We start from the raw sequence: 14,803 nt of genomic DNA on the forward strand, positions 1-14,803 counted from the left end.
GCTTTTTCAATGTTCATGATATTGGCAATAAAATATAAAAATAATTAATAACAGGAGAAAATAAATATGATTTTTTGGGGAAAGGCTGAATATAAGAAAGAAGAGTTACCGTTTTGTTATATAAAAAACAATGAGGATATAGAATTAGGTGGAATCACTATTGAGGCTTACGGTAAAATTGATGGTGAAATGAAATATTTATCCGCTACATTTATTTTATCTGACCCGAAAATGTATGACCGTAATGATTATAAGGATATGATGAGGGTTATGGAAGAGACAAAAGATAAAAAGGTAGTTTTAGATTTGAAATATAAAAAGGAACGGTTAGTAGATTTTAAGCTAGATAGTGAGTCGTTGGCAAAAAATCTCAATGATGAAAGGTTTAATAAGATAGAGATTTTGATTACGGGAATTGATGATAAAAGTGCAGCCAATAAAGGGGTTTAAAATTATGAGAAGAAATAAATATGATATCAAAGTTTATACTCGTTATTATATGCGTCTTGTTATACTTTTTTCAATTCTCTTTATTGGAGTACTTTGGGGACCAATTAGTTTGTACTGCATTGAAAAAAAGCCGATTAATGTCTCAATAATAGTATCAATTTTTTTCATAATTTTCTTTGGTGGAATAGCGCTGTTTCAATATATAGCATTTGCACCAAAATTATATGTTTATGGCAATAAGATTGTTATAAAAAAGTGGTATGGATTAAGAAGAAAATATTATGTTAAAGACATTGACAAAGTTATTTTTGAAAAAAGTGAAGGGAAGATTGTTACAATACAAATCATATCAAGTATTAGTAAGGATAAATACATTGATACAGTGGAAAATTTTGACAAACTGTTAAATTATTTACTGAAAAATGTTGAAAAAGAAAAAATGGAATGTTACATATTAGGTACAAAAGAAGAGGCTGAAATATGATATCGTTGAATGATGTGGAAGTATACATTGGAGAGAATTTATTATTCCCAACGACATATACTGTGGCAAAAAGTGTTAAAAAATCACTTGAACAAAATGAAGAAGAAATGCTTAGTGTGGATAAATCTATAGGTATATATGCACCTGATGGAGAGATGGAAAGCATTTTATTTGGAGAAAAAGGATATTACGAATTTCTATAATGAAATCTGAAGGATTGGTGTCAGAAGAATGTTTCGTATTTGCCGATGATTCAGCAGGAAATCCAATTTGTATGAAAATAGGTGGAGAGGATAAGGAAAGCATATTCTTCTGCAATCATGAGTTGGAGAATACTAACAATGGCTATTTTCTAATGAGTAAAGTTGCAGATTCGTTTGATGAGTTTATAAAGAAGTTATACATAATAGAGTAAAGAAAAATAAAGATGCAAGGAGGGTTTGAAGTGAAAGTATTAGAGTGTTATCAGCCAAGAGGAATAGCAAAATTAGCTTTTTTTGTTTTGTGCTTGGGAATGATTCCTTTCTGTGGGCATTTAGTAATGAAAGATGAAGAAACAAGTGGGTATATAGTGTATGCGCTTTTTTTTATAATACCTATTTTGTTGGGGATACTTGCAATATTTGTATATAGGATATCAGTGATAGATAATTATATTATTATAAGAAAATGGTATGGCAGACGTGTAAAAGTTAAAATTGATGATATCACCAAAGTTGTATTTGCCACTTTAAGTGGAAAGCCTGTGGATGCTACTCGAATTCACATATATAAAGGTAAAAAGAAGGTATTATCTTTAGACCCTGTAATGGAAAATTATGATAAAATGAAAAATTATCTATTAGACCATATCGGTGAAGAAAAAATAGAGATAATTACTTAAACATAATGGAAAGGGGAAACCTATGGAGGTTTGTACAAAATTATTAGATGTAAAAAATCTAAATAAAGTTCAGCTAAAAATATTAAAAACTATAGGAATATGGTTTGTTACATTTATCATTTCGTTGGCATTACTGGTTAACCTTAACAAAAATGAGCATATTGAAATTTTAGTTGATTTATTATTTTTAGTTGATTTATTATTTTTCATACCAGTTATGATTCATGTGATATTTATATCGCGTAAAGCCAAGAAAAATGAATGGGTTAGCAAAAAACTTGAAATAGAAGCTTATGAAAACAAACTTTATTTAAATAAAAGAAGTATATTTGTTAATTTGGATAAAACAAATAATAAAATTTACATAGATAATATTTATGATGATTATATGAATTCATATGATACAACCTTTTGCGGATATATATATGAAAAAGATTCGGAAAAATTTTTAAATTTTTTAAAAGAAAATAATATCGCAATTGGCGTTATTAATGCTGAATTATTAATATATAGATACAAAAATTTGTCAGTACCGGTGAAATATAATAATTTGTCAAGAATACTTAAAAATAGACCTGAACAGCTTGTCAGCCAAGGGGATTGTTTCTTATGGGATTGTTTGGAAGATTCCTTTAAGGTTATGCCTTGGAACTCTGGAGAATTAAAGATAAAGGAATTAATATATTACAAATATAAGAAACTGACATCTGAGGATTTGAGTTTAGATTCAAAGGTGCATATAGAAAAGGCGATGCATTATGGCTTATATTTCGGAAATGTTAATGGAGAATTTTGGATAAAGTATGGAATTCCACAAATAATAAAAAACTATAGAATTTGTAATAGAAAATTAGAGTTTGCTATGCTGTCTCCGTTTATTTTGATATTAATTATATTTGGTGTACTAGTTGGTCTTGGAGTTATTACATAGAGGGCACACATATGAAGATTTAACAGATTTATATCTAAGACTATGATTAGATTATATAAAGCAGAAAAGTAGAAAGAGGAGAAAGGAAATATGCAACAAAAAAATATATTTTTCAAATTCTTCATAAAGAAATAAAACTTGCATCTAAAGTGTTAGCTTTTGCAGATAGTACAAATGAAAACATATAAGTATTTCAGAATTGTTAGACTATATTAATAAATTAGAAAATGAAGGTAAAATTTAATGAAAAATACAAGTTGTTTTGTTAGAAAGTGTTGGAAATATAAAGTTTGGAATGACAAAGCAAGAAGTAAGAGAAAAATATGCGGTTAAGGGAGAGTTTATTAAAAATGATTGTTCTAATAACTTGACTGACGATTTAGGATTTTGTCATGTATATTATAATGATGAAGGAAAATGCGAAGCCGTAGAGATATTTAATGATGTGGAAGTATATATTGGAGAGAAATTATTATTCCCAACAACATATGCTGTGGCAAAAAATGTTGAAAAATCACTTAAACAGGACGACGAAGGAATGATTAGTGTTGATATGTCAATAGGTATTTACGCACCAGATGGGGAGATGGAAAGCATTTTATTTGGAGAAAAAGGATATTACGAATAGAGAAAAATATTGTAATTCGAGGAACTTGATATGAAATTATTTGATGAAGGGATAAAAATTACAAAAGAAGATATTTTGGAATTTGAAGAAAAATTGAATACGAAATTCCCAGAGGCATATGTTGATTTTTTGTTAGAGAGCAATGGAGGAACTCCGGAAGAAGATTTGGCTTTTGACTTTATAGATATTGCGTCTAATAAAAAAAATAGTACAGATATTAGAGAATTTTATATATTTTATCCAGAAGGAGAATCATCGTATGATGATATTATAAAGGTAAATTATATAATGAAATCTGAAGGATTGGTACCAGAAGAATGCCTTGTATTTGCCGATGATTCAGCGGGGAATCCAATTTGTATGAAAACAGGTGGAGAGAATCAGGAAAGTATATTCTTCTGTGATCATGAGTTAGAGAATACTAATGATGGTTATTTACTAATGAGTAAAGTTGCAGATTCGTTTGATGAGTTTATAGAGAAGCTATACATAATAGAGTAAAGAAAAATAAAGATACGAGGAGGGCTTGAAGTGAAAGCATTAGAGTGTTATCAGCCAAGAGGAATAGCAAAATTATTATTTTATTTGTTTCTTCTTTGGACAGTGATTTGTTGTATAAGTGTAATATCTAATAATGACTATTTCATTGAAGGGATAGTGTGCTCTATATTTTTTGATATGACTATTTTTCTTATAATATTTGGAATATTAGTATATAAAATAACAGCAACAGATGAATGTATTATTGTAAGAAAATGGTATGGTAGACACATTAAAATTAAATTAGATGATATTACAAAAGTTATTATGCCTTCACATACAGGAAAAGCTATTAATGCTTGTAGGGTTCATATTTATAAAAATAAAAAGAAAATAGTGTCACTGGATCCATTGATGGAGAATTATTATGAAATGGTAAAATATATAATAAAACATATAGATGAGACAAAATAGAGATTATTACATAAATATAGTGGAAAGAAACTTCTCGATTCAAATGGTGATATGCATTGAAGAAAACATTTTAAAAATTAAGGAGAAATAATATGTTAAAAGGATTTGAAGATGCTTTTGTAGATGTGCAAGCAAGTGTGATTTCACTTTGCTTAGAATTATTAAGTAATTCAGGAAGGACAGCAGAAAAGATATATGTATATTTATATCAAAATAATGATATTGATTATATTGATGCTTTTTTTGAGCAGGAAGGGAAATTATATACTACAAATGATTGGTTTCCAGCAGAAAAAATAAGTGATTTTTTTGACTGTGGTGTTGAGGATATAGAAAAACTTATAGATATTTGTAATGCTTATGATTCAAAGTGTCCACACGAATTAAAACTAATATATAATGTTGTTACAAAATCATTTGATTCAGAGTACAACTATGAAAATATTATCGATATAGGTGAAAAGAGTGTTGTTGAATTGGCTAAAGATTGGTTTGATGATTGCGACAAAAACATTACTAAATGATAGGAGATTTTTGGTATGCAACTAAGTGAGTTTAATGGGATTAGAATAGAAATTAGAAGAAAGATAAAAGAAATATTTGGAAATAGAATAGGAAGTTTAGAAACGTTTGATATTGTTGAACAAGCAAATCATTGGGCATTTAAAATAAGATTTATAGCTTATGATTAATAGGTGGAACACTTTTAGCTGGAGCCTGTTGGGGAGCAATAACAGGAGCAGTTATCGGTGGTGTTGCCGGTGGATTGGAAAGTATGAGCCAAGGCGGTTCTTTCCTTGACGGATTTGAAGATGGTGCTTTTTCAGGTGCAGTAGGCGGTGCTATTGGAGGCGCAGCTTTTTCAGGACTTGGAGTCGCCGGATCCACATTAGGCAAGGGAATCAGTTGTGCATCAAAACTCGGAAAAGTAATAAAGGGAACGGCAGCGGTATCAAAAGTGTTGAGCCTTGGAATGGCTGGAGTTGATATGATTTCTTTAGCTGATATGGCTATTGATAATAAAAATAATCCTATTGCAGATCTGAATAAAAAACTACATTCAAGCAAGGCGTATAATATATTTCAAACAGGAATATCTGCGCTGGCAGTATTTACTGGAGGAATGACTTCGACAATGTCATGCTTTATTGAGGGAACGTTAGTTTCAACAATAAGCGGAAGATGTGCAATAGACAAGATTAATGTTGGAGATAAAGTTCTTTCAGCAAATCCAGAAACGTTAGATAAAAAATATAAGTGTGTTGAAAAAGTATTTCGTAGAAAAGTAAAAAAATTAATACATCTCGTAGTTGATGATGAGGAACTGGTTACTACAGAGAATCATCCGTTTTATGTAATGGAAAGAGGATTTTTGGAAGCATCAATAGTATGCATTGGAGATGAACTTGTTGATTCAAACGGAAATATCCATATTGTTAATGGAATATATAGAGAACTATGTGATAAAGAGACGTATGTTTACAATATTAAAGTTGAAGATTTTCATACATATTTTGTTGGAACAAATGAGATATGGGTACATAATGCAAATTGTACACCGGCTGAAAAATACTTGGATAGAACAGAAGATAATGGTGATAGGGTTTATAAGCGTAAATTATCAGATGGAAAAGAATATGAGGTAACTTATACAAAAGGAGAAGATGGAAATTATTACGCTCGTTTTGAAGACTATGCAACACATCCGGATTTTCCAAAACCTGTTTATCCAAGTGATAAAGGACTAGTTTTGAATGGAAATGAAAAACATGATTTGTCAATGATGAAATCTAATTATGGAAAACCAAATGGATATACATGGCATCATTTAGAAGATGGAAAGGGGATGCTTTTGGTTGATTCAAAAATACATGGAGGATTTCATCATTCTGGTGGAGCGTCTGCTCTTAGAGGTAATTAAAAGGAGAAAAAATGAAAGAGATATATTTAGATGAATCTGAAGAAAAGTTAACGGTTGATGAAATTCAATCATTTGAAAAAAAAATAGGAAAGATTTTCCCAAATGACTTCAAAAAATTTTTACTCAAATCAAATGGAGGATATCCAAGAGAGGAATTATTTACACATCCATTTATTGAGATAAATCCAAATACAAATATTGAATTTGTGCAGGAGACAGATGTAGAAAAATTTTTTTCTTTAAATGAAATGGAATTTGAATATGGAGATATTGTTGATGAGGATTATATATCAGAAGAATATGTACCATTTGCTAGAACTTCATTTGGCAATTTATTGTTGATAAGACTAGATGAAAGTGAGTTTAATGGAAATATATATTTTTCAAACCATGACTTATTTAACTCGAAAAAGAATAAATTTACAATATCGAAAGTATGTAACTCATTTAATGAATTTATTGATTCGTTATATAGCATTGGCGATTAAGATATAGTTACAACGACAAATCATCCGTTCTGGGTAAAAAGGCAAAGGATTTGTTCCGGCAATGAACTTAGTAATTGGAAGTGAATTAATAAATGATAATGGTCATGCTATTTGTGTTGAAAATATTCTTCGAGAGTCGAGCAATGATGGTGTAGAAGTCTTTAACTTCAAGGTTGAAGATTATCATACATATTATGTTGGTGAGAGTTGTATTTTAGTTCACAATGCGGATTATGATACCGAATTAATCTCTAAGAATATAAAGTCTAAGGTTGCTAATGATGAAATTGATCCACCAACAGAAAGAGGAAGAGCACCTAAAAGTAAAAAAGATGGATACTCAATAGAAATACATCATGACGAACAAAATCCGAATGGACCTTTTAAAGAAATGACTAGAACAGATCATAGGTTAGGGGTAAATTATAAAAAAAATCATCCAAATCATACGCAAAAATCTAAAATTGATCGAACGCAATGGAAATATCAGCAAAGAAAATATTGGGAAAATGAATGGAATAGTGGAAGATGGAATATCAAGTAAAATAATTATTAAAGGTAAGGTGAATAGAGATGAGAACATATAAATATTTTGACAATGTCAAAAAAAATGCTGTTTTTACTGAACAAGCATGTCAGTTTTGTGGCAGTAAGAATGATTGTTTAGAAGGTGTATATTTTGAGAAAAATAATATTGAATCAGTGTGTGTTGAGTGTTTGGCGCAATCAAAAACAAGTGTTTATATTCCAGATGAAATACAATCAAAAATTGTAAGAGATAGAATAAAAAAAGTAGGTGAGCTTAGTATTACTCCACCAGTGGCATGGGTTCAAAGTAACGAATGGCCAGTTTGCTGTGATGATTATATGAAATATATTGGTGAGTGGGAAAAAACGGATTTTATTAATCAATCGAGTCATGAGGAATATATAAACTACTTTAAGAAATTATTAGATAAGAAGATGCTTGAACGAATAGATGATATAGAAACATTAATCGAAGATCTTGGATATGATTCGGTTGCATATGCTTTTAGATGCATATATTGTAACAAAATAACAATAGTTTGCCAAGATTATTAATAAAATTCAAACTAATAATTCTGATGGCTCAACAACTTATACAAAGGTAATAGATGGTAAAAGGGTAAGTGTAACTTATAATTCAGAAGGATATCCCGACTTTTCGCCTTATGTTCATCCGGATTATCCGAAACCAGTCAAGATAAATATGACTGGTAATAATACAACAGATTTTAGAAATGCAAATATGGCAATTGGGAGAAAAGGCAGCAAACCACCAAAAGGATATACTTGGCATCATATGGAAGATGGCAAAAGTATGATTTTAGTTAGAAGGGATATTCATGATTGTACTACAGGAGGATTTGCACATACAGGCGGTGCATCAGTTGTAAGAAACAAATAAAGGAGTTTGATATGGAATTGTTTGATGAAGGGATAAAACTTACAAAGGAAGATATTTCGAAATATGAAAAAAAATGAATACAAAATTCCCAGAGGCATATGTTAATTTTTTGTTAGAGAGCAATGGAGGAACTCCGGAAGAAGATTTAGCTTTCGACTTTATAGATATTGCGTCTAATAAAAAAAATAGTACAGATATTAGAGAATTTTATATATTTTATCCAGAAGGAGAATCATCGTATGATGATATTATAAAGGTAAACTATATAATGAAATCTGAAGGATTGGTACCAGAAGAATGCCTTGTATTTGCCGATGATTCAGCGGGTAATCCAATTTGTATGAAAACAGGTGGAGAGAATCAGGAAAGTATATTCTTATGTGATCATGAGTTGGAGAATGCTAACAATGGTTATTTACTAATGAGTAAAGTTGCAGATTCATTTAATGAGTTTATAGAAAAGTTATACATAATAGAGTAAAGAAAAATAAAGATACGAAGGAAAGATATGCAATATAAAAAATATATTTTTAAAATACTTCATAATGAAATAAAACTTACCCCTAAAGTTTTTTCTTTTGCAGATGATACAAATCAAAATAGTATTGATATTTATATTGGAGAAAATAGACCAGATATAGGAATTAACACTTACTCCACTATCGGATTATCAAAGTATCCAATTGATTTAATTTGTGAGGATGGGAGAGAAATAAGAGTTGAGTATATTGGAATGTGCAATAGTGATTTTCATGAATTTTCAAATATTGTGGCGTCGTGTGCATTCAATATTATAAAAGATAATTACATATGCAAACCGGGAATGGTTGCGGTTGACGCGATTGCAGACTATTGTGATGAGTTAGAAATGAAACATATATATTATACTGTTCCTATATTTTGGGAAAATCTACAGGGAATAGAATATGATAATAAAATTATAAATTGGCTATATATGGTGCCAATTTCAGATAAAGAACTAGAATACATTAACGAGTATGGAGATGAAAAGTTTGAGGAATTATTAGAAGAAAAAAATATTAACGTGTTTGACATATATAGAAAATCAATATTATAAAAAATGAGAACAATAAGGGAGAAAGAAGGAACAAACTATCTTATAAATGGAAAATATGGGAATGATAGGAATAAAAGTAGCTAATCAAACATTTAATGCGTCCATTGCAAAAATAATGAGAAAGTATATATCGGACTCCATTTCTGATATTAAGCTAAAAGTGATAAATGGTGAATATATATGTATGTGACTACACAGATTCAGAAGGAATTAACACAATAATTGCGATACAGCAAGAAAGTCATGAGGAATATATAGACTACTTTAAGGAATTGTTAGATAAGAAGATGATTGAACGAATAGATGATATAGAAACATTAATCGAAGACCTTGGATATGATTCAGTTGCATATGCTTTTAGATGCATATGTTGTAACAAAGTAACGATAGTTTGCCAAAATTATTAATAAAATTCAAACTTTATTTTGAAAATAACAATAATCCTATTGCTGATTTGAATAAAAAGCTGCATTCAATATATTTCTAATAGGAGTGTCGGCATTGGCCGTGTTTGCATGCTAAGCTGACAACCTTTTGGAAAAGATTGCAGTTACAAATAGAAAAAGATACTTAGATTATTAATATTATGTAGTAGAAGGGAAACAACAAAATGAATGAAAGTATACTTGAGATTCTAAAAAAAATGGATAAGGAAACACCAGCCACAAAGATAATGATAGAAAAAGTTGAAAAGGAGTGGAATATTAGTTTACCATGTGAGTATAAGCAGTTGATTTTATTTTCAAACGGTATAGAAGGGCCAATTGGAAAGGCAAATTATTTATCAATTTGGCCAATAAATGAACTAATTGAATTAAATCAAGAATATGCTGTCGATGAGTTCTTACCAGGAATTAAATATTTTGGTTCTGATGGGGGAGATATGGCATATGGATTTGAATTTGATCATGATAGGACTACAATAATTGAAATACCTTTTGATTCGATAAATAAGGAAGAAGTGAAAAAATATGGTGAATCTTTTTTTGAATTTCTAATCGAGAATAACAAGTAATTCTACATAAAAATTGTTGATTAAAATAGGAGAGTTAAAAATGTCATTGTGGAATGAATTAGAGGAGATGTTTGAGACATCAGGAAATTCGATTAAAGTATATAATGCAAAAGTGAAAACGTCCGGAGTTATTGAAAAAATAGGTGTTACAACTAATTCAGTACTTGGATGTATCATTTACAACTTGGAATTTCTATTAGTAGATAATTGGGTAAGAGTAATTGGAAGGGGAAATAAAGAGAAGTATGGAATAATTGACTTTAATTCGTATTTTATGAAATATGAAAAAAATATGTTTGTTGTTGCAACAGATGTAATTGGTGGCATATTTGCTATAAATCAAGGTAAATACTGCGAAGACATTGGAAAGGTTTGGTATTTAGCACCAGATACTTTGGAATGGGAGAGTTTATCTTTTGAATATTCAGAGTTTATTGCATGGCTTGCACAAGGAAATATAAATGAGTTTTATCAGAGCATGAGATGGAAAAATTGGAGAGATTTAGCAATAAATGTTGAAATAGATCAAGGAATTTTGATATATCCTTTTTTATGGTCTGATGAAATAATAATACAAAATGCAACAAAAAAAATAGTCCCATTTTACGAGTTGGTTAGTATTAATATGGAGTATATATCAAAACTTGGAATAAATGATTAAAATTTATGGTAAGTTTTCAAAAAAACATTTTAAAAATGAAAGATAGAGAATTCTATGTTTTCTATCAAGAAGGAGAATCGTCATATGATGATATTATTAAAGTTAATACTATAATGAAAACTGAGGGATTGATACCAGAGGAATACCTTGTGTTGAGGCGGCATTATTATGTATTGGCAATGAACTTCTCGATTCAAATGGTGATATATATTTGGTTAATGAAATATATAGAGAAAAATGCATTGAAGATAAGTATGTATATAACATAAAAGTCGAAGATTATCATACATACTTTGTCGGCAATTGTGGAATTTGGGCGCACAATAAAAATTGCCCACCACATATGAATGAAGATGGAACATTAAAACCGAATCAGGAATACACTACAGGAGAAAACGGATATACATATAAAACAGATTCTAATGGTAATATTGTGAGTGCTCATGCTGATGAATTAAAATTTAAAACGCATGATGGTAGATTAAAACATAATCCTAACACAGCAGATAAATTACCAGGTGATGATGCGGGACACATATTTGCAGACCAATTTGGTGGTTCTCCGGAACTTGATAATCTTGTATCGCAAAGAAGCACATTAAACAGAGCTGTTAAAGGAGACAATAGGACATATAGAGCGATGGAAAAGAGTTGGGCTGATGCAATGAATAATGGCAAAAAGGTTACTGACATAGATATTAATTTAGCATACAGTGAAGGCTCGTCACGGCCGAGCCGATTTGATGTTTCTTATAAAATAGACGGTAAGTTTGAAATGATAAGTTTTAAAAATTAAGGAGGTATAAAATGTTAAAAGGATTTGAAGACGCTTTTGTTGATGCTCAAGCAAGTGTAATATCGTTAGGCTTGGAATTGTTAAGCAATTCAGGAAAGGAAGCTGAAAAAATATATATATATTTGTATCGAAATGACGAAATGGACTATATAAATTTCTTCTTTGAGAAAGAAGGCAAATTGTATACAAGAGATGATTGGTTTTCATCAGGAGAAATAAGAGATTTTTTTTATTGTGCAAAGGATGATTTAGATAATATCACAAATGTTTGTGAGGCTTATGATGCAAAACGCCCATATGAATTTAGATTGATATACAATGTAATTACTAAAGCATTGGATTCAAAATATAATTATGAGGACATTGTTATAACAGGAGACAAAAACATTTTTGATTTATTTGAAGATTGGTTTGATGAGTGTGGCAAAAACATTACTAAATGATAGGAGATAAATGAAAATGAATGAACAAATTCAAACATTAATAGCCAATTCAAGATTGGCATTTGTACAAGGAAAATATCAGGAAGCACTTGATATAGCAAAAGATGCTATCAAAGTGGATCCTAATAATGCAGACGCATATTTATGTGCTGGAAATGCAAATATGTCATTTGAAAAATATGACATAGCAATTAAATATTATCAGAAGGCCGTAGAGTGTGAACCGGAAAATGGCGACAGATATTTTCATTTAGGATATGCTTTGGCAACTAATTCACAATCAGCGGAAGCAATTGCGATATTTGCAAAAGCAGATGAAATTGGATGTTCTCCGGAGGTTACGGGGCAATTATATAAGATTCTTGGAATGCTTTGTTTTGATTTAAAAAAATATGATGATGCGGTTGTTAATTTATGTAAAGCCGAAACAATTATCGGAATCGATATTGAAATATTACAAAGAAAAGCGTTAAGTTATGGAATGTTAGGCGAATATACGAAGGGGTTAGAAGTTGCAAATCAGATTAAATTATTTGCACCTTCTGAATATTTGGGATATAGAATCGCTAAAGAAATATTGCTGTTACAAAATAGAAATGAAGAAGCAGAGGAAGAAATTGACAGGGCAGAAAGATTTTCCAGACCATGCATGGATTTCTTCATAGATAAGATTTCCTTGGAATTAGCGAAATATACACAAGATAAGGAAAAGGAACATTATAGAAGAGCACTAGCGTACATAAATGATTCATTATACGCAATTAAACCAGAAGTACAGAATGTGGTAGATGCATATATTAATGCTGCAGAGGTTTATGTCCAGTTAGAGGATGGAGATATGGCAGCTAATTGTCTTGGCGCAGCAGAGAATCCGATAGACTCATTTAATGAAGGATTCTCAATTAACAAAATGGAAAGTAAGGAAAATGCTGGCCCTATTATGAGACCTAGCGATAGAGAGATTAACAGAGCTGTTGAAGAAGCAAGAAGAAAATATGGTGATAGACGAATTGAACAAACAGGTTACAGAGTTTATTACGACTACTGTTAAGAGAGATAATTCTGCACGCGATGAAATCAATAAGTCGAAAAAAGAGTTTTACTCGAAGTACAGCTATTTAAAGCCGGATTGCGAAAAAAATGCCATCGAAAAGATTGTGGATAAAGTTGAAAAGGCAGCTGAGTGGTGTGCAAAACATTGGAAGTTAATAGCCACTGCTGTGATTGTTGTGGTGGCAGTTGCATTAATAGCAACCGGAGTCGGAGCAGGAATAGGTGGAACACTTTTGGTTGGAGCCTGTTGGGGAGCAATAACAGGAGCAGTTATCGGTGGTGTTGCCGGTGGACTGGAAAGTATGAGCCAAGGCGGTTCTTTCCTTGACGGATTTGAAGATGGTGCTTTTTCAGGTGCAGTAGGCGGTGCTATTGGAGGCGCAGCTTTTGCAGGACTTGGAGTTGCCGGATCCGCATTAGGCAAGGGAATCAGTTGTGCATCAAAACTCGGAAAAGCAATAAAGGGAACGGCAGCGGTATCAAAAGTGCTGAGTCTTGGAATGGCTGGGTTTGATATGATTTCTTTAGCGGATATGGCAATTGATAATAAAAATAATCCTATTGCAGATCTGAATAAAAAACTACATTCAAGCAAGGCGTATAATATATTCCAAACTAGTGTGTCGGCATTGGCAGTTTTTACCGGTGGAATGACAACAACAATGTCATGCTTTATTGCAGGAACATTAGTGGCAACAAAAAAAGGAAAGATTCCTATTGAAGAAGTTAAATGTAATGATTGGGTATTATCCGCAGCTCCTAATACATTGAGAAAATCTTATAAACGTGTAGAAAATATTTTTAATCGTCAGGTTGACTTTTTAATTCATTTATACATCAGTGGAGATGAGATTGTAACATCTGATAATCATCCGTTTTATATAGTTGGAAAAGGATTTGTTGCAGCTTCTTTATTATGCGTTGGCATGCAATTAATTGATGCAAATGGAGATGTTCATGTTTTAGAAAACATTTATAGAGAGCAATGTAATAGTAAAGTTTGCGTTTATAATTTTACTGTAGAGGATTTTCATACATATTTTATTGGACAGAATACTATATTGGTCCATAATGCAGAATGTAATGTCGCATTTAACAAAAAATCAAAATATGATCAAAAAGAATATGAACAACAATTGAATGACCAACAAGAAGGATTAAATAAGTTAACACTAGAAGAATATAAGAATAACAGAGAAACTTATATTAAAAACGGAAGAAACCCAGAGGGACAAAAGTATCAAACTGCAGCTAGAGATAAAGAAGTTTTAAATCGACAGCTTGCGTATATGAAAAAAGGTGTTGACTCAAATAAGGCTTTACAACTTGCAAAACAAGATGTAAAGGGTTTAGCTGCATTGCATGGTCCCGATCAAATTGCTGGGGGGCGAGCAGATAATATCACCGGTTTAGGAAATTCGGGAATAAATTCATCAATTGGAAGCCAATGGAAGAGTAGAGTTAATGTATTAGACGATTATGTAAACTCGAAAATTAGCAACTACATAAAATCAAATCCCACTAATACTAATGGTTGGAAAAATTTACATTTAGATGTAGAGTTATCGATAGGTAACTAGAAAGGAACA

General features: G+C 30.9%; 24 protein-coding genes and 1 pseudogene. All 25 read left to right on the forward strand.

Annotation, left to right across the window (positions count from 1 at the left end; translation table 11 throughout):
• The first annotated feature begins 66 nt into the window (after positions 1–66).
• Positions 67–450: a hypothetical protein gene (locus NQ558_RS03495; RefSeq protein WP_005361020.1), complete on the forward strand. Its 384-nt coding sequence runs from the start codon at positions 67–69 to the stop codon at positions 448–450.
• A 4-nt stretch (positions 451–454) separates the two neighbouring features.
• Positions 455–934 carry a hypothetical protein gene (locus NQ558_RS03500; protein ID WP_040446549.1) on the forward strand — a complete coding sequence of 160 codons (480 nt, stop codon included), beginning with the start codon at positions 455–457 and terminating at the stop codon, positions 932–934.
• Complete coding sequence (locus tag NQ558_RS03505) at positions 931–1,137, forward strand: hypothetical protein (protein ID WP_005361016.1); 207 nt, start codon at positions 931–933, stop codon at positions 1,135–1,137. Before NQ558_RS03500 ends, NQ558_RS03505 begins: the two co-directional genes overlap by 4 nt.
• Positions 1,137–1,349 carry an SMI1/KNR4 family protein gene (locus NQ558_RS03510; RefSeq protein ID WP_005361014.1) on the forward strand — a complete coding sequence of 71 codons (213 nt, stop codon included), beginning with the start codon at positions 1,137–1,139 and terminating at the stop codon, positions 1,347–1,349. Before NQ558_RS03505 ends, NQ558_RS03510 begins: the two co-directional genes overlap by 1 nt.
• Before the next feature lie 30 nt (positions 1,350–1,379).
• On the forward strand, positions 1,380–1,817 hold the full coding sequence (locus NQ558_RS03515; RefSeq protein ID WP_040446547.1) for a DUF6560 family protein: 438 nt from the start codon (positions 1,380–1,382) through the stop codon (positions 1,815–1,817).
• A gap of 22 nt (positions 1,818–1,839) precedes the next feature.
• Positions 1,840–2,748: a hypothetical protein gene (locus tag NQ558_RS03520; protein ID WP_040446543.1), complete on the forward strand. Its 909-nt coding sequence runs from the start codon at positions 1,840–1,842 to the stop codon at positions 2,746–2,748.
• Between the two features lie 295 nt (positions 2,749–3,043).
• Positions 3,044–3,376, forward strand: a complete 333-nt coding sequence (locus NQ558_RS03525; RefSeq protein ID WP_005361007.1) for a hypothetical protein — start codon at positions 3,044–3,046, stop codon at positions 3,374–3,376.
• Positions 3,377–3,406: 30 nt separating this feature from the next.
• Positions 3,407–3,877 (forward strand): SMI1/KNR4 family protein, encoded by a 471-nt coding sequence (locus tag NQ558_RS03530; RefSeq protein WP_005361006.1) that lies wholly within the window; start codon positions 3,407–3,409, stop codon positions 3,875–3,877.
• 30 nt (positions 3,878–3,907) lie between these two features.
• Positions 3,908–4,330 carry a hypothetical protein gene (locus NQ558_RS03535; RefSeq protein WP_040446540.1) on the forward strand — a complete coding sequence of 141 codons (423 nt, stop codon included), beginning with the start codon at positions 3,908–3,910 and terminating at the stop codon, positions 4,328–4,330.
• 92 nt (positions 4,331–4,422) lie between these two features.
• Positions 4,423–4,854: a hypothetical protein gene (locus tag NQ558_RS03540; RefSeq protein WP_005361002.1), complete on the forward strand. Its 432-nt coding sequence runs from the start codon at positions 4,423–4,425 to the stop codon at positions 4,852–4,854.
• A 15-nt stretch (positions 4,855–4,869) separates the two neighbouring features.
• Positions 4,870–5,022 (forward strand): hypothetical protein, encoded by a 153-nt coding sequence (locus NQ558_RS03545; protein ID WP_005360999.1) that lies wholly within the window; start codon positions 4,870–4,872, stop codon positions 5,020–5,022.
• Positions 5,023–5,105: 83 nt separating this feature from the next.
• On the forward strand, positions 5,106–6,251 hold the full coding sequence (locus NQ558_RS03550; protein WP_005360997.1) for a polymorphic toxin-type HINT domain-containing protein: 1,146 nt from the start codon (positions 5,106–5,108) through the stop codon (positions 6,249–6,251).
• 11 nt (positions 6,252–6,262) lie between these two features.
• Positions 6,263–6,739 (forward strand): SMI1/KNR4 family protein, encoded by a 477-nt coding sequence (locus NQ558_RS03555; RefSeq protein WP_005360995.1) that lies wholly within the window; start codon positions 6,263–6,265, stop codon positions 6,737–6,739.
• Between the two features lie 58 nt (positions 6,740–6,797).
• A pseudogene (locus tag NQ558_RS03560) lies at positions 6,798–7,283 on the forward strand (HNH/ENDO VII family nuclease); the annotation flags it as partial.
• 29 nt (positions 7,284–7,312) lie between these two features.
• The gene (locus tag NQ558_RS03565; protein WP_005360991.1) at positions 7,313–7,822 is read left to right on the forward strand and encodes a CbrC family protein; all 510 of its coding nucleotides are present in this window, start codon (positions 7,313–7,315) and stop codon (positions 7,820–7,822) included.
• 49 nt (positions 7,823–7,871) lie between these two features.
• Positions 7,872–8,168 carry an HNH endonuclease gene (locus tag NQ558_RS03570; protein ID WP_242652126.1) on the forward strand — a complete coding sequence of 99 codons (297 nt, stop codon included), beginning with the start codon at positions 7,872–7,874 and terminating at the stop codon, positions 8,166–8,168.
• Between the two features lie 73 nt (positions 8,169–8,241).
• A complete protein-coding gene (locus tag NQ558_RS03575; RefSeq protein ID WP_005360987.1) occupies positions 8,242–8,649 on the forward strand; it encodes an SMI1/KNR4 family protein in 408 nt (135 codons plus the stop codon).
• Between the two features lie 27 nt (positions 8,650–8,676).
• On the forward strand, positions 8,677–9,246 hold the full coding sequence (locus NQ558_RS03580) for a suppressor of fused domain protein (protein ID WP_005360985.1): 570 nt from the start codon (positions 8,677–8,679) through the stop codon (positions 9,244–9,246).
• 167 nt (positions 9,247–9,413) lie between these two features.
• Complete coding sequence (locus NQ558_RS03585; RefSeq protein WP_005360969.1) at positions 9,414–9,653, forward strand: hypothetical protein; 240 nt, start codon at positions 9,414–9,416, stop codon at positions 9,651–9,653.
• A gap of 203 nt (positions 9,654–9,856) precedes the next feature.
• The gene (locus NQ558_RS03590) at positions 9,857–10,261 is read left to right on the forward strand and encodes an SMI1/KNR4 family protein (protein WP_005360966.1); all 405 of its coding nucleotides are present in this window, start codon (positions 9,857–9,859) and stop codon (positions 10,259–10,261) included.
• Between the two features lie 40 nt (positions 10,262–10,301).
• Positions 10,302–10,922: a DUF2625 family protein gene (locus NQ558_RS03595; RefSeq protein WP_005360964.1), complete on the forward strand. Its 621-nt coding sequence runs from the start codon at positions 10,302–10,304 to the stop codon at positions 10,920–10,922.
• Between the two features lie 211 nt (positions 10,923–11,133).
• The gene (locus tag NQ558_RS03600) at positions 11,134–11,718 is read left to right on the forward strand and encodes a DNA/RNA non-specific endonuclease (RefSeq protein ID WP_050750960.1); all 585 of its coding nucleotides are present in this window, start codon (positions 11,134–11,136) and stop codon (positions 11,716–11,718) included.
• An 11-nt stretch (positions 11,719–11,729) separates the two neighbouring features.
• The gene (locus NQ558_RS03605; protein ID WP_005360958.1) at positions 11,730–12,161 is read left to right on the forward strand and encodes a hypothetical protein; all 432 of its coding nucleotides are present in this window, start codon (positions 11,730–11,732) and stop codon (positions 12,159–12,161) included.
• Between the two features lie 16 nt (positions 12,162–12,177).
• Complete coding sequence (locus NQ558_RS03610) at positions 12,178–13,212, forward strand: tetratricopeptide repeat protein (RefSeq protein WP_050750959.1); 1,035 nt, start codon at positions 12,178–12,180, stop codon at positions 13,210–13,212.
• Positions 13,136–14,794: a polymorphic toxin type 15 domain-containing protein gene (locus NQ558_RS03615; protein ID WP_259907641.1), complete on the forward strand. Its 1,659-nt coding sequence runs from the start codon at positions 13,136–13,138 to the stop codon at positions 14,792–14,794. Before NQ558_RS03610 ends, NQ558_RS03615 begins: the two co-directional genes overlap by 77 nt.
• Positions 14,795–14,803 lie beyond the last annotated feature (9 nt).

This window comes from Eubacterium ventriosum (assembly GCF_025150745.1).
GTDB lineage: Bacteria > Bacillota > Clostridia > Lachnospirales > Lachnospiraceae > Eubacterium_G > Eubacterium_G ventriosum.